The sequence below is a fragment of the Mycolicibacterium sp. P4_G11 genome, from assembly GCF_056555145.1.
Window position 1 is genome coordinate 255,655 of the sequence record NZ_JBFUJW010000008.1, and the last position, 16,875, is coordinate 272,529.

13 protein-coding genes and 1 pseudogene are annotated in these 16,875 nt (G+C 65.7%); 9 read left to right on the top strand and 5 right to left on the bottom strand.

Annotated elements, in window-relative coordinates:
- Positions 1-28 precede the first annotated feature (28 nt).
- The 9 genes from AC1U2B_RS19715 (at position 29) to AC1U2B_RS19755 (ending at position 11,711) form a co-directional block, all read left to right on the top strand.
- Positions 29-1,360 (top strand): PPE family protein, encoded by a 1,332-nt coding sequence (locus AC1U2B_RS19715; protein WP_480218090.1) that lies wholly within the window; start codon positions 29-31, stop codon positions 1,358-1,360.
- Between the two features lie 97 nt (positions 1,361-1,457).
- A complete protein-coding gene (locus AC1U2B_RS19720; protein ID WP_480218091.1) occupies positions 1,458-1,763 on the top strand; it encodes a WXG100 family type VII secretion target in 306 nt (101 codons plus the stop codon).
- Between the two features lie 47 nt (positions 1,764-1,810).
- Positions 1,811-2,101, top strand: coding sequence for a WXG100 family type VII secretion target (locus AC1U2B_RS19725; RefSeq protein WP_480218092.1), 291 nt, complete (start codon positions 1,811-1,813; stop codon positions 2,099-2,101).
- Between the two features lie 106 nt (positions 2,102-2,207).
- On the top strand, positions 2,208-3,605 hold the full coding sequence (locus AC1U2B_RS19730) for a MinD/ParA family ATP-binding protein (protein ID WP_480218093.1): 1,398 nt from the start codon (positions 2,208-2,210) through the stop codon (positions 3,603-3,605).
- The gene (gene eccD, locus AC1U2B_RS19735; protein ID WP_480218094.1) at positions 3,602-5,146 is read left to right on the top strand and encodes a type VII secretion integral membrane protein EccD; all 1,545 of its coding nucleotides are present in this window, start codon (positions 3,602-3,604) and stop codon (positions 5,144-5,146) included. Before AC1U2B_RS19730 ends, eccD begins: the two co-directional genes overlap by 4 nt.
- A 101-nt stretch (positions 5,147-5,247) precedes the next feature.
- The gene (locus AC1U2B_RS19740; protein ID WP_480218095.1) at positions 5,248-6,306 is read left to right on the top strand and encodes a hypothetical protein; all 1,059 of its coding nucleotides are present in this window, start codon (positions 5,248-5,250) and stop codon (positions 6,304-6,306) included.
- Positions 6,307-6,409: 103 nt separating this feature from the next.
- Positions 6,410-7,888, top strand: coding sequence for a neutral zinc metallopeptidase (locus AC1U2B_RS19745; protein ID WP_480218096.1), 1,479 nt, complete (start codon positions 6,410-6,412; stop codon positions 7,886-7,888).
- A 55-nt stretch (positions 7,889-7,943) separates the two neighbouring features.
- Positions 7,944-10,988, top strand: a complete 3,045-nt coding sequence (locus AC1U2B_RS19750; RefSeq protein WP_480218119.1) for an ATP-binding cassette domain-containing protein — start codon at positions 7,944-7,946, stop codon at positions 10,986-10,988.
- 12 nt (positions 10,989-11,000) lie between these two features.
- Positions 11,001-11,711, top strand: coding sequence for a sensor domain-containing protein (locus tag AC1U2B_RS19755; protein WP_480218097.1), 711 nt, complete (start codon positions 11,001-11,003; stop codon positions 11,709-11,711).
- Between the two features lies 1 nt (position 11,712).
- Here AC1U2B_RS19755 and AC1U2B_RS19760 read toward each other — a convergent pair whose 3' ends face one another.
- The 5 genes and pseudogenes from AC1U2B_RS19760 to AC1U2B_RS19780 form a co-directional block, all read right to left on the bottom strand.
- Positions 11,713-13,728: a serine/threonine-protein kinase gene (locus AC1U2B_RS19760; protein ID WP_480218098.1), complete on the bottom strand. Its 2,016-nt coding sequence runs from the start codon at positions 13,726-13,728 to the stop codon at positions 11,713-11,715.
- Positions 13,729-13,738: 10 nt separating this feature from the next.
- Complete coding sequence (locus AC1U2B_RS19765) at positions 13,739-14,932, bottom strand: DUF7373 family lipoprotein (protein WP_480218099.1); 1,194 nt, start codon at positions 14,930-14,932, stop codon at positions 13,739-13,741.
- Between the two features lie 156 nt (positions 14,933-15,088).
- Positions 15,089-16,264 carry a DUF7373 family lipoprotein gene (locus AC1U2B_RS19770; RefSeq protein ID WP_480218100.1) on the bottom strand — a complete coding sequence of 392 codons (1,176 nt, stop codon included), beginning with the start codon at positions 16,262-16,264 and terminating at the stop codon, positions 15,089-15,091.
- Positions 16,265-16,274: 10 nt separating this feature from the next.
- Positions 16,275-16,613 carry a YbaB/EbfC family nucleoid-associated protein gene (locus AC1U2B_RS19775; protein WP_020099970.1) on the bottom strand — a complete coding sequence of 113 codons (339 nt, stop codon included), beginning with the start codon at positions 16,611-16,613 and terminating at the stop codon, positions 16,275-16,277.
- Positions 16,610-16,875 (bottom strand): annotated as a pseudogene (locus AC1U2B_RS19780) (PPE domain-containing protein); the annotation flags it as partial. The gene AC1U2B_RS19775 and the pseudogene AC1U2B_RS19780, both read right to left, overlap by 4 nt.

The window sequence follows — 16,875 nt, forward strand, 5'->3', positions numbered from 1 at the left end:
CCCATCCAGAGTCTGAGGACAACGAATTATGGTGGCACCCCCCGCCATGCCGGTCATGTTCTATGGAGCATTTCCGCCGGAGGTGAATACCGGCCGACTGATGGCCGGCGCAGGACCTGCGCCGATGCTGCAGGCGGCCGCAGGGTGGGAGGCGTTGGCAGTCTCGCTTGAGGCGCAGGCGGTGGAGCTTGCCGCCAGCTTGACGGAGCTGAGTGCGAACTGGTCGGGAATGGCGAGCGAACGCGCCATTTCGGCAACCATGCCGATGGTGACGTGGTTGCACACCACTGCCATCCAGGCGCAGAAGCGGGCGATGCAGGCATTGGCCCAGGCTGAGTCGTACACCTTGGCACTGACCACCACCCCGCAGCTGCCCGAGATCGAGATGAACCACGTGACACACGGCGTGCTCGAGTCCACGAACTTCTTGGGCATCAATACGGTGCCCATCGGCTTCAATGAGGCGGACTACGGCCGCATGTGGGCGCTCGCGGGCTCGGTGATGGAGGCTTATCAGGCCGAGACCACCATGAACACGCTGTTCGAACCGATTCTCCCGGCCAAGCCAATCGTGATGCCGGGTGTCGCCGAGGCCACCTCGGCGGCGGTCATCGCGCAAACCGCGATGGGGGTATCGGAGGCGGTGGTGCGCAACATGGTCATCGCGCAGGTGGCCGCCCAGTCAGCAATCGAAGATGCGGCGTTGATGGCGGGCAATGCCGCGTCGCAGGCCAATTTCGCGGCCGGACGTGCTCAGAATCAGGTGTCCAAGGCGGAATCGGCGGCGCAGCGCGGGAGTGAGCAGCAGGACAAAGGGCAGCAGGGCTCCCAGATGATGATGCAGGTGGTCTCGCAGGTCGGTTCGCAGGCAGCGCAGCTGCCGCAGCAGATCGGTCAGCTCATCACACAGCCGGTGCAGCAGTTGAGCCAGCCGATGCAACAGGTGACGCAGATCTTCAGTCAGCTGGGCAGCAGCTTCGGTCAGAACAACGGGCCGCAGATCGGCCTGATGGGTGCGAGCCCGTTCTCCAACCACCCGCTGGCGGGTGGCTCGGGAGCGGCATCGGGTGCCGGCCTGGTGCGGGCAGCATCATTGCCTGGCATGGGCGGTTCGGCACCGCGGACGCCGTTGATGGCCTCGTTGGTCGGCAGCCTTGGTGGCTCCCCGACCGCTTCGCTGGATGCGGGTGCGGCGGCGGGTGCGGCGGGCGCCGGTAAAGCACCGGTGAGCAGTGCCGGTGGCGGCGGGGCCGGAATGGGGCCCGGCGGAAAAGCAGAGAAGGGCGGAGGGACGAGGGAGGCCCTCAAAGCCCCCGGGGTCCTGGTACAGGACCTCGACGACGATGACGACGATTGGTGAATTGTCGCGTCACACAAAGGCTTTCCGGCCCCGGGGGGTCGGCAAGGACTCGCCATTCCCGTGGTGAGGACACAGGAAACAGAAAAGGTGATCCAGCATGACGAGCATGAATACAGATGCCGAAGTCCTCGCCTCAGAGGCCGGGAATTTCGATCGCATCGCCGGCGAACTGACCGGTGTCAAGACCCACGTCGATGCGGTGGCGGGCCAGCTGGCGACGCACATGTCAACGCCCGAAGCGGGTATGGCAGCGCAGGCCGCGTTGACACGCTTCGACGAGGCCATGACCCAGCAGCTCAAGGAGCTGGCTGACATCTCGGCCAACATCCAGACCGCGGGCGTGCAGTACACCGCAGCTGATGCTGACAGCGCTTCTTCGCTGTCGAGCCAGATGCAGATCTAGTCAGACATCAACCACCACGTACGACGACCTAGAAGCGGAGAAGACAAATGTCAGGTGCACAGAACTGGAATTTCGGCGCCATCGAGGGCAGCGCCGGCGATCTGGCCGGCGCCGTAAACACGACGCACGGCCTGCTGGACGAGGGCAAGGCCTCCCTGGCCAAGCTGGCGTCCGTCTGGGGCGGCTCGGGTTCGGAGGCCTACCAGGCCGTCCAGCAGCGGTGGGACAACACCGCTATGGAGCTGAACAACGCACTTCAGAGCCTCGGGCATGCCGTCAGCCAGGCCGGTGGCGACATGCAGTCCGTGGAGCACGGCGTTACCGGCAGCTTCGGCTGAGCGATCCACACGAGGCAGCACGGGAGGTGGGCAGGTCGGCGTAGGGTCGACTCTGCCCACCTCATGTGCGTTCCCGGAGTAATCCACACACAATCGAGAGGTACTCATGTCCGCCGACTATGACCGGCTCTTCAACAACTCGAGCTCGGGCCAGGCCGACAACGAGGAAGCCACACGCACCGTCGACCATGCGACCCTTGCTGCCGCCGCGCAGATGTCTGCTTCCGCAGCCGCTGCCTCGGCTGCCGGGGCCGATAAGCCGACGGGTCCGCCCGTTGCCGGACAACCGCAGCAGCCGCCCGGCATGGTTCCGCCGCCGCGCCCGTCCGAGGTGACCACTCAAATGCCGCCGACGCCACCGCAATTCATGCAGAACGGCCTGATGCGCTCGCCGCAGGGCGCGCCGATGGCGGGCGCCCAGTATGAACAGCCGCAGCACGCCCCGATGATGATGCCGCCTCCGCCGCGCCACATGCAGCCGCCGCCGCAGCATTACGCCATGGATCCCCAGGCCGACATGCAGTGGACCGAGCAGCACATGCCCGACCAGACTTCGGCCGCCACCATCGGCGACCACCGCGCCATCGATGCGCTGTCGCACGTCGGCGTGCGCGCCGGCGTGAAGATGCCGTCACAGCGCGGCTGGCGCCATATGCTCTACCTGCTGACTCGCATCAACCTGGGCCTGTCGCCCGACGAGCTGTACGAGTTGGACCTGTATGCCCGGATTCGACGCAATGCCCGCGATTCGTACCAGATCGGCGTGCTGGGGCTGAAGGGTGGCGTCGGCAAGACGGCCGTCACCGTCACGCTCGGCTCCGTCATGTCGAAGGTCCGCGGCGACCGGATCCTGGCCGTCGATGCCGATCCGGACGGTGGCAACCTGGCGGACCGGGCCGGCCGGCAGTCTGCCGCGACGATCTCGGATCTGTTGTCCGACAAGGAACTGGCGCGCTACAACGACATCCGTGCCTACACCAGCATGAACGCCTCCAACCTCGAGGTGCTGTCGTCGGCCGAGTACAGCGTCGCGCGCCGGGACTTCAATGAAGAGGACTGGGCGGCTGCGGTCAAGATCGTCTCGCAGTACTACAACCTGGTGCTCGCCGACTGCGGCGCCGGGTTGTTCCACCAAGCCTCGCGTGCAGTGCTGTCGACCGTGTCCGGGCTGGTGATCGTGGCCAGCGCCTCGATCGACGGTGCCCGCCAGGCCGCGGTGACCATGGACTGGTTGCGGCAGAACGGGTATCAGGATCTGCTGGGCCGGGCGTGTGTGGTCATCAATCACGTGACACCCGGCAAGACCAACATCGACGTCGATGACCTGGTGCAGCAGTTCGAGCGGCATGTGCCTGCGGGCCGCGTCGTCGTACTGCCGTGGGACAAGCACATCGCCGCCGGTTCGGACATCCAGTTCGACCTCCTTGGCAAGACCTACCAGCGCCGGATCACCGAGCTTGCTGCGGCGCTGTCCGATGACTTCGACAGGCTCGAGCGCCGGTGACCGCATCGGCCGGCCCCGCAACCGCCGCTCCTCCCGCGGCAGCTGACACTCCGACACGGCAGTCGACCACCCGGGTCACCATCCTGACCGGTCGACGCATGACCGACCTGGTCCTGCCGGCGTCGACGGCCATCGAGACCTACATCGACGAGACGGTCAACGTCCTTGCTGATCTGCTCGATGACACCCCGGCCGACGTCCTGGCCGGGTTCGACTTCAAGGCGCAGGGAGTGTGGGCGTTCGCGCGCCCGGGTTCGCCGCCGCTGAAGTCCACCGAGTCGCTTGACGACGCCGGCGTGGTCGACGGGGCCCTGCTGACCTTGGTGTCGGTGAGCCGGACCGAGCGGTACCGACCGTTGGTCGAGGACGTCATCGACGCCATGGCGGTGCTCGAGGAGTCTCCCGAGTTCGACGGCAACGCATTGAAACGTCTTGTCGGACTGGCCATCCCGGTCGCCACGTTCGCCACCGCTGCAGCGTCGTTGTGGTCGTGGTCGCAGTCGGGCCACGGTTGGTGGTGGCCGGTCGCCCTCGGCTTGCTAGGTGCGCTGGTGTTGGCCGGCAGTTTCGTCGCCAAGGGCCGCTACGACAACGCCGATCTGTCTGAGAGTCTTCTGGTGGCCTCGTTGCCGCTATTGGGTGGCGCGGCGGCACTGGCAGTGCCGCTGCCGCGCGGCATCAACGACCTGGGCGCGCCACAACTCGCGGGCGCGGCGGCGGTGATCCTGATCGTCGTGCTGGCCACCCGCGGTGGTCCACGGAAACGTGCTGCGGTGGCGGCGTTTCTGGCAGTCATCGCGGCCGCGGTGGCAGGTGCCGCCATTGCTTACGGATATGGCGGGGCGTCGTGGGTTCCCGCCGGTGCCATCGCGCTCGGCCTCATCGTCGTGACCAACGCGGCGAAGCTGACGGTGGCGGTGGCCCGGATCGCCCTCCCGCCGATCCCGGCGCCGGGCGAAGTGATCGCGAACGAGGAACTGCTGGATCCTGTTGCCGCGCACAGTGATGTCATCGACGAGGAGTCGGCGACGTGGCGAGCGATCATCGATTCGGTGCCTGACTCCGCGGCACGACTGGCGGAACGCAGCACACTGGCGCGGCAGTTGTTGATCGGGTTCCTGAGTGCGGGCGTGACGGTGCTGACCTACGGTGCCATCGCGATCGTGGTGCAGGGACACTTCTTCGTGCACTCGATGATCGTTGCGGGGCTGGTGACGGTCGTCTGCGGGTTCCGGTCGCGGCTGTACGCCGAACGGTGGTGTGGCTGGGCCCTGTTGGCGGCGACCGTGGCCATCCCTACAGGCGTGATGATCAAGTTGGTGTCGTGGGACCCGGACGGCGCCTGGCTGGTGATCCTGTTGTACGTCGCCCTCGCGGTGGTGGCGCTGATCATGGTCGGTGCGACGGATGGTGTCGGACGGGTGTCACCGGTGACGAAGCGAATCCTGGAGCTGACCGACGGCGCGGCGATTGCCGCCGTGATTCCGTTGTTGCTGTGGATCGCGGGGGTCTACGACAACATCCGGAACATCCGGTTCTGAGGTCGGTTCGGTCGCTCAGGTGTGTGACGACACCGCTGCGCGACAGACCCGTCGGCGCCCGTACGGTGTCTTGAGTAGTCAATTTTTAGGGAGACCACGATATGTCCGAAAATCACGAGGCCGGCTCGGTGAATGCGCAGCAGCCGGTGGCGGGTGATCTGGAGGAGAAGACCCAGTTCGTCGACCGGTCGGCGCTCCAGCCGCCGACAGCAGCCGCCCCGGAGACGGGTGACCAGACTCAGGTCGTGCCGCCGACCGTCACGGCCCCGCAGTGGCAGCCACCGCAGCCCCCCGCCGCACCCAATCCGTACGGTCAGGATGCGCCGCCCGCAGTGCCGCAGTGGCAGCCGCCGGGCTATCAGCCGCCGGCTCCGCAACCGCAGTTCGGTCAGCAGCCGCAGTTCGGTCAGCCCGGCGCGCCGGTGCCGCCGCAGCCTGAGCAGCAGTGGAATCCGGTGGGTGCTCCCGTACCGCCGCCTCCGCCGGGGTTCGGCGCTCCGACGTACGGCGCCCCGGGTTTCGGTGCCCAGGTGCCGCCGCCGGGATTCGGCCCGGGTGGCGCCCAGCAGGGATTCGGCGCACCGCAGCCAGGCGGGTACCCCGGTCCGGGTGGGCCGCAGTTCCCCGGTCAGGTGGGGCCGCAGGCGACTCCCGTCGACATGGCCAAATCGTTGCTCACCAAGGGTGATTCGTTCATCTTCCGGTTGATGACGCGCGGTGTCCGCGGCGAGCTGATCCAGCAACCGTGGTTCCAGAACATGCGCAACAATCCGCAGGGCTCCAATCAGTTCGTCTACCTCGGCTACGGCGGAGCGGTGCTGATCGGGTTGTTCCTGAGTCTGTTCGGCGGTATCGGATCGCTCGTCACAGCTGTGGTCTGGCTCGGCTTGGCGTACTGCTTCCTGGCGCTTGGTACGAAGCTGGCAGCGCAGTTTGTGGCGTACGGGATCTGCGGTGTGGGTGCGGCAGCCAGCTTGCTGGGTGTGTTGATCGGCGTCATCGGCCTTGCCGGCGTAAGCAGCAGTCCGTATGTATCCGGCAGCCTTACTGCGATGCTGGTGCTGGCCGTGGTGATCAACGGCATCATCGCAGTTGTGCTGGGCTACATCGGCATTCAGGTTCACAAGGGTATTCAGAAGATCGCAACCGGTCAGTTCTGACAGCCCGACCGATGAACGGTGCACCCTGAACTCGGGGTGCACCGTTCGCTGTTCTGAAGCTGCCGGCAGGCCATAGTCTGGACCGAACGTCACAGGGGGCACGATGACAGACGATTTCGGATTGCGGGTGAAACACGGAACGGCGCTGAGGCGTTCGGTCGCAGTGTGCGCAGTAACGCTGCTGGCGGGCTGTGCGCCGACAGTCACCGGCACGGCGGTGTCGCCCGTCAACGACCCCTTCCACGTCGCTGACCTGCCGGCCAAGGACGGTCCGAGCGGGCTGCGCGACAACGCACCCGCTGCGGTCGGCAAGGTGCAGAACACCAACAACAGCGAAGTCGATCGACTGGCACTGCAGGCGATCAACGACATCGCCGAGTACTGGCAACATGACTACAGCGCTTCGGGTTTGAAGGGTTCGTTCAAACCGATTGAGAAGTTCCTGTCCTACGACGCCCGCGATCGGCGGAGCCCGACGGCGTGCGACGAGGACACCGCCGGTCTGGTGAATGCCTTCTACTGCCCCAGCGAGAAGCTCATGGCGTGGGACCGCGGCGTCATGGTGCCGACCGGTCGCAAATACTTCGGCGACGTCTCTGTGGCGGGCCTGATCGGGCATGAATACGGCCACGCCATCCAGTACATGGCGAAATTGGTGACCCGCAGTACACCGGTCATCGTCCGTGAACAGCAGGCTGACTGTTTCGCCGGCGCATATCTGCATTACGTCGCGGCCGGCGATTCCAAGCGATTCATGATGAGCACCGGGGACGGCCTCAATCATGTGCTGGCCGGGTTGATCACCGTCCGTGATCCAACACTGGGTCCGCACGACGATGACATGCTGACCGACGGCCACGGCACGGCGCTGGACCGCGTCAGCGCGTTCCAGCAGGGCTTCACCGTCGGGCCGCAGGCCTGCGCGGCCATCGATCTGGAGGACATCAAGCAGCGCCGCAAGGGGCTGCCGATGGAGCTTGAAGATGAGCCGACGGACGACGACCACCGGTCCGCCGATCTACCAATCGACAAGGACACGGTCGGCACCCTGGTCGAGTTGCTCGGGGTGATCTACTCCCCGAAGCAGCCGCCGAAGTTGACGTACGAGCCGGCGAAATGCGATGTCAGCCAGGGTGATTCACCGGCGTCGTACTGCCCGTCGACGAACACGATTGCGGTGAATCTGCCTGCGCTGAAACAAATCGGCACGCCAGCGGACATGGCCGAGAAGACCCTTATCCAGGGCGACAACACGGCGCTCTCGATCGTCGTCTCGCGGTACATGATGGCGCTCGAGAACCAGCGCGGGGTGAAGCTCGACAACCCGACGGCCGCGCTGCGCACGGCCTGCCTGACCGCGCAGGCCCAGCGTCAGATGGCCAAGCCGCACGACCTACCCAGTGGCGCGAGCTTGCAGTTGACGGCCGGCGACCTGGACAAGGCCGTGGCCGGGCTACTGACCAACGGCTACGTCGCCACGGCGGTCGACGGGCAGGGTGTGCCGGCAGCATTCACCCGGATCGCGGCATTCCGGGCGGGCCTGGCCGCCGACGACGAGGGCTGCTACAAGCGCTACCAGTGAGGAGAGTGCATTCGTGAGCTCCGTCCCGCCGCTCATCGTGACGCTCGGCGGCGCCATGTTCACCTTCCCGCCCGGCAAGGAGGTCACCGTCGGCCGCGGCGAGGCGTCGGACGTCAGAATTCCTGACGCCGGCCCCGGCGCCAAGCATCTGGTGTCTCGGTTGCATCTGGTCATCCGGGTAGACCCCGGCGTCGGTCAGTGGGTGGCAATCGACAAGTCCCGCAACGGAATCTTCGCCAACCGAACGCGGGTGCCGTCGGCCGTCATCAGTGATGACCTCGTGCTGGCGGTCGGTGCCCCGGACGGACCGCAGCTGCACTTCCGGACGGCCACGCAGGTCATCCCCGTCGCCAAGTTCCGGCCGCCGCCGGCGCAGGCGCTTCCGCCGCGGCCGACGCAGCAGATGCCCCCGCCGCGACGGCCCGCCCCGCCGCCACCGGCGCACCCGCGCCCACCAGCGCCCGCCCCGCAACGCTCTTCGGGTCCGCCTGCGGGGGCGGTCACCATCGGGCGGCACTCGACCGCGACCATCAAGGTCGAGGATTCCCTGGCCTCCCGGATCCACGCGTACCTGGTGGCTGCCCCGACCGGAACCCAGCTGTACGACAACGGTTCCGGCAATGGCACTTTCGTCAACGGACACCGTGTCGAGGCCGTCACCTTGCGGCCCGGGGACGTCATCACAATCGGCAACACCGACTTGGTATTCACCGGCGGAACCACGGTCCAGTCGCGTCAGGCGGTCGCCACCGGTGGTATCGAGGTGCGTCAGGTCGGCCTCGCCATCGATGGTCATCAGCTGCTGACCAACGTCTCGTTCGACGCTCGGCCCGGCACCCTCACGGCGGTGATCGGGCCGTCGGGGGCAGGCAAGTCGACGTTGATCAGGCTGCTCGGCGGCGTCACCAAGCCCACGTCCGGTCAGGTCACCTTCGACGGACATGACGTGCACGCGCACTATGCGTCCCTGCGGTCGCGGATCGGCATGGTGCCGCAAGATGACGTCGTACACCGGCAGTTGACGGTGAGCCAAGCCCTGAACTACGCCGCCGAACTCCGGTTGCCGCCCGACACCAGCAAGGAAGATCGACAGGCGGTGGTGGAACGGGTGCTCGCTGAACTGGAGCTCACCCAGCACCGCGACAAGCGCGTGGACAAACTCTCGGGCGGGCAGCGCAAACGGGCCTCCGTAGCGCTCGAATTGCTCACCGGCCCATCACTTTTGATCCTCGACGAGCCGACCTCCGGATTGGACCCTGCGCTGGACCGGCAGGTCATGCAGATGCTGCGGCGGTTGGCCGACGCCGGGCGCACAGTCCTGGTGGTGACGCACTCCCTCACCTACCTCAACATGTGCGACCAGGTGCTGCTCTTGGCGCCCGGCGGTAAGACCGTCTACGCGGGGCCGCCGCAAGCAGTCGGGTCGGCGATGGGAACTCAGGACTGGGCCGACATCTTCGCCTGGGTCTCGGGCAACCCGGACGCGGCGCACGTGGTGTTCCTGCAGAACAACCCAGCGGCGAACCAACCACCGGCGCCCCCGGAACCTGCCGGCCCGTTGGGTGCTCCGGCCCGCACCAGTACTGGTCGTCAGATGCTCACCGTCGCGCGCCGGCAATTGCAGCTGATCTTCGCCGACCGGATCTACACCGGCTTCCTGTTGCTGCTGCCGTTCATCCTGGGCGCGATGTCGCTGATTGTGCCGGGAGACACCGGTTTCGGTGTAGCGACTGTGGGCCACTCGCCCAACGAACCGAACCAATTGCTCATTGTCGCCAACATCGCGGCGGTGTTCATGGGCACCGCGCTGACCATCCGCGACCTGGTCGGTGAGCGCACGATCTTCCGCAGAGAGCAAGCGGTCGGATTGTCGGCTGCTGCGTACCTGGCCGCGAAAGTCATTGTCTACAGCGCGTTTACCGCCATTCAGACGGCGATCGTGGTGGCGATCGTGGTGATCGGGAAGGGTGCGCCCACGCAGGGCGCGTTGGCGCTGGGTAGCCCGACGCTGGACCTGTATGTGAGCTTGACTGTGGCAGCGATTGTTTCGGCGATCCTGGGCCTGCTGCTGTCGTCGGTGGCGCGGTCCAGCGAGCAGATCCTGCCGATGCTCGTCGTCGTCATCATGCTGTCGATCGTGTTCTCCGGTGGCATGATTCCCGTGACGGGACGCGCTGGCCTGGATCAGGCGTCGTGGTTCCTGCCGGGGCGGTGGGGATTTGCGGCCTCGGCGAGCGTGGTCGACCTGCTGAAGATTGCCCCACTGATGTCGGTCGACGACCAGCTGTGGCATCACGAATTACGGTGGTGGGCCCTCGATATCGGTGTGCTGGTGCTGCTGGGTGCGGTGGCGGCGTTCGTGGTGTACCGGCGGCTGCGGTTGCCGGGTGACGGTGGTGCGAAGGCCGGCTCGTCCAAAGTTGTCGCGATCGTGGTTGCGGTGGTGTTGGCCGCGGGGTTTGTGGTCGGCATGACCTACCTGACCCGGGACTCCGGGAACCGGCCGACGCAGCCGACGGCACCTGCAGCGCCACCCAAGGCTGCGGCGCCTCCGGGGCACCGCATCGATCTGGCCAACCTGCTCCCCGACGGCAAGGCGGTGAGCACCGTCATGCAGTCGCCGCCGATGGCGACGGCGACCATCGTCACCGCCGAGCTCCCGAGAACCGGGACAGCCACTCCCCCACCGTGTGCCGGTGTAGCGGACGCGGGCAGCGCCACGACCTTCGCGCCGGGGTTCACCGGGATGTCGGGTATGGAGTTGCACAATCCGGCGGATGCGAACATCTGGATGGTGGCGTATGTCGTCGGCTACCCGGGACCCCAAGCGGCAGCAGGGGTTCCGGCCGCCGCGACGTGGTCGGGCTGTGCGAATACGCCCGTGACGTTCACGGCCGATGGCCAGCCGCGGCAGCTGGCAGTCGGTGCGGTCACCGCTGACAAGGGCACGGTCACTGCGGTATTCACCGAGCCGGGACACAGCTGCCAGCACGTATTGACCAGCAAGAACGACGTGGTCGTCGACGTGTTGACGTGCAGTCCGGCCGGCGGCACTCAGGCAGCGGAGCTGGCCAAGCAGATCACTGACAAAGTCAGCTGACGGAAGGTACAGATGAACCAGCACGGAGCCTGGCGCGCACCGTTGATTGTCGGTGTGGCAGTGGTATTGGCGGCCGGATGTTCCTTGACGGACCAGAAGATCTCGGGGACGGCCTCCCCGCAGTCGACGGGGACTGTGCCACCGACAGCCACGTCAGCTGCCGCCAGGCCCATTGATGATGCTGGGCTACCGCGGTTGTTGGGATCTCCGTCCGAGATCAGCGACCTGGTGGGCGTCGCCATGACGCCGGAGGCGATCTTCAGAAAGCCGGATACCAAGCTGAGGGTCGATCCAACGCGGTGCCTCGAAGCTGTTATGCCCGGTCTCGACACCATCCGTTACTACGGCCGAACAGGCTTCGCGGGACAGCTCCTTCATGGGGATCAACATGCTCAAGTTGTGCAGGTGGTCGCCGCGTTTCCGACGGATGCGGACGCGGCGGACTTTCGGGACAGGACCGCCCAGACATGGCGGCAATGCCAGAAGCAGCAGGCGACCATTACAGGCACTCAGGTTCCGCTGACGTATGCGTTGGACAGCGTCGAGTCGGTCGACTCGGTTATCAGTGTTTCGATGTCGGGCACGGCTGGAGACGGCACCCAAGTTCCCTGCCAACATACGTTGGGTGCCCGGCGGAACGTGATCATCGACGTGCGGGTTTGTGCTCCGAACGTGGGGCCCAAGGGGCGCGATCTGGTGGCGAAGATCGCCGCCGGCCTGTGAATCAGCGGATGATGCTCATCAGCGGAACGAAATTGGCGTCGAGATACTCGGTGGCCAGATAGCCGCCGGGATCGGCAAATGCCGCAACGGTATTGGGGTCGTCCACGATGATCATCGACCCGCGATAGGCAGCCAACTGGTAGGGAAGACCCGCCGCGCCGCCGTTGCCTGCGGCCTTGTCGGTGCGCACAACGACCAGTACTTCTGTGCGGACCTGGAACAATTTCGCCTGATCTGGCATCGACCGGCTTGAACTACTGTCATTGGGTTGAAGTCGTAGGCTCGCGTCGTAGTTCAGGCCGAGCGAGCTGAGATAGTCCGCCGCGTTGGACGGCGTCAGCGTCTGACTCACGCCGTCGTCGGACACGTGGATCAGCTGGACGCTTTTCCCCGCTGCCCTCGGATTCTGATTCTTCAGATCAGTCTGCTGGGAAGCCACCTGGCTGATGAGTTTGTCGGCTTCGCTGTCGCGGCCGACGATCTTGCCGATCCATTTGAGCTGGGTCTGCCAATTCCATGCTCGGCTGGTGTCCTTCGGCTGAGTCACGGTCGGGGCGATGGCAGCGAGGCGTTGGTATGTCGCGTCGTCGATATCGCCGGTGGCAATGATGACGTCGGGTTTCGCGGCCTGGATGGCGCTGGTATCGATGAACCCTACGGTGTCCTTGACGGACGGATTTCCGGTGATCTTGGACTGGAGCCACGAGGGCAGGGTCGTGCCCGCGCCGGCGATCGCCACGGGTTGCAGGCCGAGAGACAGCACGGCATCGGCATCTCCGGGGCCAAGAGCGGCGACAGCTGTTGGCGCGCTGGTGATTTCGGTGCTGCCGTGTGCGTGGGTGAACGACTGCGCCGTGTAGGCCGGCGCACCGGGTTTGCCGAACAGCATGATCGAGGCGACGACCACGATGACGGTGACGACGGCAGCGACCGCGGAACCGATGACCAATCGACGTTTGCGCCCGCTGTTCGTCGGTGCCGTCCGAGGACTGGGTGTCATCAGCGGCGGCATCGGGCCGCGTGGCGGGCCAGGTTGGTAGGGACCGCTGAACTGTCCGCTCGGATAGGTCAATACGCCACTTGGTGGCGTGGGGTGGCGCGGTGGCCAGGACTGTGGCCCTGGGTGAGGTAGTTGACTGGGTGGCTGTGGCGCCGGGCCGCTATTGGCGGCGGCGGCAGTGGCCGCGGCGGCGAATTCCCGCGCGGTTTGGTAGCGCGCGTTGGGGTCTTTCGCCATGCCGCGGGCGATCACTTCGTTCAGTGCCCACGGCAGGTTGGGCGCCCGATCGGTGACGCGCGGGATTTCTCCCGTCACATGTGCTGCCGCGATCGCAGCGATGCCGCCCGGCAGCCCCCCGTACGGCGTCCTGCCCGTGAGCAGCACGAAGAGGCTGCAGGCCAACGAATAGACGTCGGCGCGGGAATCGACCTGCTGCCCGCTGAGCGCTTCCGGCGGGGCGTAGGCGATGGACGCCATCACCGAGCCGTCGGTGGTCAGGTGCGCGGCATCATCGAAGGCGCGGGCAATCCCGAAGTCCGCCAAGAAGACGCGTTCGTCATCGCCTGGACCCTCTGCATTCGCCAGCAGAAAGTTGGCCGGCTTGACGTCGCGGTGCATGATGCCGCGTCGGTGCGCGAAGTCGAGCGCCTTGGCGACCTCGGTGATGATCCGCGCGGCGCGCGCTGGAGACATTCGCCCCGACCGGACCTCCTGGTCGGCATCGGTGCCGGCGACGTACTGCATGGCGATCCACAGCTGTCCGGCCTCGGTTTCGCCGCGCGAGTAGACGGCGACGATATTTGGGTGGTCGAGTGTTGCGGCGACGTTGGCTTCCCGGAGGAAGCGCTCGCGAAACTGGCCGTCACCCTGGATAGAGGTGGTGAGGACCTTCAGGGCATCGCTACGTGGCAGCTGTGGGTTTTTGGCCTTGTAGACCACACCCATGCCGCCGACACCGAGGATGGATTCGATGGTGTAACCGGCCACGATGTCGCCGGGGTTGAAGGTCGAGGTCATTGTCGTCCGATTATTTCGCAGTCAGCAGCAGATACTGGGACGCCATGCGTTGTGTAACGTCAAACGGCTGCAACGACGAAGCGGTGTAGACCCACCGGTCCAGTGCGGCGGAACAGGCATACACCCGCGCCTTCACCTCGGCGGCATCGATTGCCTGGCACTTCGCTGCGGGTAGGCCGGGCACAGTGGGACCCGGTTCGGTGGGGTTCTTGCCGTCAGGCTCGGCGAACTTCTGCGCGAGCTGCGCCGCGGCGGCGGCGTCTTTGGCCCGGTAGAGGTGGGTGCCGCGCACCGAAACGACGTCCACGCCGGCTGCCGTCAGCGCACTTGAAGCTTGGACTGGGTCGTCGTCGAAATGAACGATGCCCCGGGGCCCCCACAAGCCCTGGTTTGCTCTGTGTTCCTTGGTGGGCACTGTCCGGCTGAGCAGGCTTTCGGGATCGGTCTGCATGGTGGCGAACTGCGCTGGATCAGTTGGGCGGAAGCCGTCAATTCGACCGGCCTGCAGGCCCAGCGACTTGGCGATCAGTTGTGTTGCGATGTCGAGGTTTCCGTCACTCGTCGCGTATTGGTACAGGACGTACGGTCCGTGTGGCGCGTAGGCGGTGACCGTGAATGTGCCGCCTGCCAGTGTGGACTGGTGTGCCAAGGCCTCGGGGTGACCGGGAATCGATGCCTTTTGATTGGGTGAGGCTCGATCTACGGTAGGGGCCTGCTCTGAAAATTGGCGGGCGGCATCGTTGGCCAGGTCGGCCGTTGGGAAACGCAGCACCAGCGTCACCAATTCGTTGTCTCGGTCCGCGCCGCGAACCGTTCCGCGACCGGAACCGAACCCGTTTATGAGTTGATGATCTTTGGCGATCTGCTTCATTGGGCCGGGCTCGACGCTGACCAGACTGTCGGCGTCGAGATAGATGCCCGTCACGTTCACCCCGATGCTGGTCAGCGTCGGGTCGACTTCCCACGGACCGACGACGAATTCACCGAGACGCTCCGCGTCGATGAGCCGGCCGGATTCGGCTCCCGGCTTCAGAGCCGGCCCCGGTTTGGGCGCCGTCGGGTAGTTGCCCGGGTTCAGGAGGCTGACGATGGCGTCGCCTGGCTTGAATGTCGGGTCTTTGGTGGCGTCGCCAGTCGTCACCGTTGTGCAGCCCGCCAGCAGTGATACTGCGGCAGTCGCTGTGGCCAACTTGACGATCTTCATGACGCTCCCCATCGTCTCCCCTGACTGCGCTGCTCCCCTAGGCGTTACGCAGTGACTCTCCGCGAACTGTACGCATTCGAGCGGCCGAGTGCCTCAGCTGCCGTCGCCCTGGCGCGGTGGTTGGAGGCGAGTAGACGCCCGTTGAGCCAGGTGCCGCTATTTCGCGGTCAGCAGCAGATACTGCGAGGCCATCTTCTGCGTGGCGTCAAACGGTTGTATCGAAGCGCCTTGAAACGCCCACCGCCCAACGGCGGCGACACACGTGTTGATATTGGCTTTCACGCTGTCACTGGCGATGGTCACGCATCTAGCCGATGGCAGGCCTTGGACAACAGGTCCGGGTTCGGTTCTGGTCATAGTTGCCAGCAGTTTGGCTGCCAATTGCGTTGCGGCGGCGGCGTCGCGGGACTGGTAGACGTGCGTTCCGCGGATTGAAATTGCGCCGACGCCGGCCTCCGTAAGAGCAACCGAGGTGCCGATGGGGTCGGTATCGAAGTGGAGATACCCGCGTGGACCCCACAAGCCCTGGTTGCTGACTCGGTTCTTGGTGGGGACCGTCAGTCTGAGCAATCCGTCGGGATCGGTCTGCATGGTGGCAAATTGGCCGGGGTCCGTCGGCTTGAAGTCATCGATCCTGCGTGCTTGCAGATCGAGCGCTTTGAGAGCCAATTGCATTGAAACGTCGGCGCTTTCCTGTGCCGTGCCGCCTTGAATCAAGGCAAACGGGCCATGCGTGGAGATGATCGAGGTGGCGAAAGTTCCGTCCGGCATTGTGAGTTGGGACGCTCGCGCCTCAGGATGCCCTGGTACCGGGATGTTGAGTTTCGCGGACGGATCGTGGGCGGTGCGGCCCTGCGTGTAGAAATCAGCAGCCGCAGCGGCGGCTGCGTAGGGATTTGGAAAGCGCAAGACTGTGTTCTGGATGGCGCGCTGATGGTCGGCGTCGCTGGGTGTGCCTCGGGTGGAGCCGAACCCGTAGATGAATTGATGCTTGTTCGCCACATCGTCCAGTCCGGGGAAAACTGAACCCACCCCAAGCATCAGACCGGTGGCGTTGACGTCGATATCAATCAGCTGCGGGTCAACTTCCCACGGGCCGACGACGTATTCGCCCATGCGCTCGCCGTCGATGATCCGTCCGCTCTCGGCTCCCGGCTTCATCGCAGGTCCCGGCTTGGGTGCCGTCGGGTAGTTGCCCGGGTTCAGGAGGCTGACGATGGCGTCACCCGGTTTGAACGACGGGTCCTTCGTCGCCTCGCCGGATGTGACTGTCGTACAGGCGGCCAGCAGCGACACTGTCGCGGTCGCCGCTGTCAGCGTGGCGATCTTCATCCACTGAAGGTCACGGCTGAGCAGGTGGATTGCTGGCCGTGATCTCGGCGACGAGCTCGTTGAGCCGGGCTCGATCAGCGTCGATGGACTCGGTCGCTTTCGCGGTCGCGTTGCCGAGGGCCTCGTTGATCCGGGCTTCGACGGTATCCGCGCCGAGGCGGAGCAGGCCATCCTCGATGAACAGATCCGTCAGCCAGTGGTGGCCGTTGAGGGTGACCTCGACGGTCTTGGCTTCGTCGGTCGCGGTGAACGACTCGGTGTTCATCTTGGCGAGCTGCTCGTCCATGACCGACTGCAGGCGCTGGGCCTGCTGGAGAACCGCAGCGACCTCGGGATGCATCTCGATCATTTGGTGTCCTTCTTGTCATCGATCTTGGTGCGGCGCCGGTGCCCGATGACGCCGTCGGTGAAGGCGCGGTCCTCCGTGTACAGGACCTCGTCGGGCGACAGATTCGCGTTGCGCTTCTTCTCCTTGCCGCCCTCGCGGTTGCCGCCGTGGCCGCCCCCGCCACCCATGCCGCCGCCCATGCCTCCGCCACCGACCGGCGGGCGGCCCGCGGCCTGGCTGGCGCCGCCCGCTGCCGCACCACCAGCGCCCGTCGCCGGTGCGA

Bases quoted from the DNA above. Each gene is read 5' to 3' on its own strand.
- AC1U2B_RS19755 (WP_480218097.1), top strand. From the start codon at position 11,001: ATGAACCAGCACGGAGCCTGGCGCGCACCGTTGATTGTCGGTGTGGCA.
- AC1U2B_RS19770 (WP_480218100.1), bottom strand. From the start codon at position 16,264: ATGAAGATCGCCACGCTGACAGCGGCGACCGCGACAGTGTCGCTGCTG.
- AC1U2B_RS19765 (WP_480218099.1), bottom strand. From the start codon at position 14,932: ATGAAGATCGTCAAGTTGGCCACAGCGACTGCCGCAGTATCACTGCTG.
- AC1U2B_RS19760 (WP_480218098.1), bottom strand. From the start codon at position 13,728: ATGACCTCGACCTTCAACCCCGGCGACATCGTGGCCGGTTACACCATC.
- AC1U2B_RS19720 (WP_480218091.1), top strand. From the start codon at position 1,458: ATGACGAGCATGAATACAGATGCCGAAGTCCTCGCCTCAGAGGCCGGG.
- AC1U2B_RS19775 (WP_020099970.1), bottom strand. From the start codon at position 16,613: ATGATCGAGATGCATCCCGAGGTCGCTGCGGTTCTCCAGCAGGCCCAG.
- AC1U2B_RS19725 (WP_480218092.1), top strand. From the start codon at position 1,811: ATGTCAGGTGCACAGAACTGGAATTTCGGCGCCATCGAGGGCAGCGCC.
- AC1U2B_RS19740 (WP_480218095.1), top strand. From the start codon at position 5,248: ATGTCCGAAAATCACGAGGCCGGCTCGGTGAATGCGCAGCAGCCGGTG.
- AC1U2B_RS19730 (WP_480218093.1), top strand. From the start codon at position 2,208: ATGTCCGCCGACTATGACCGGCTCTTCAACAACTCGAGCTCGGGCCAG.
- AC1U2B_RS19715 (WP_480218090.1), top strand. From the start codon at position 29: ATGGTGGCACCCCCCGCCATGCCGGTCATGTTCTATGGAGCATTTCCG.
- AC1U2B_RS19750 (WP_480218119.1), top strand. From the start codon at position 7,944: ATGTTCACCTTCCCGCCCGGCAAGGAGGTCACCGTCGGCCGCGGCGAG.
- AC1U2B_RS19745 (WP_480218096.1), top strand. From the start codon at position 6,410: ATGACAGACGATTTCGGATTGCGGGTGAAACACGGAACGGCGCTGAGG.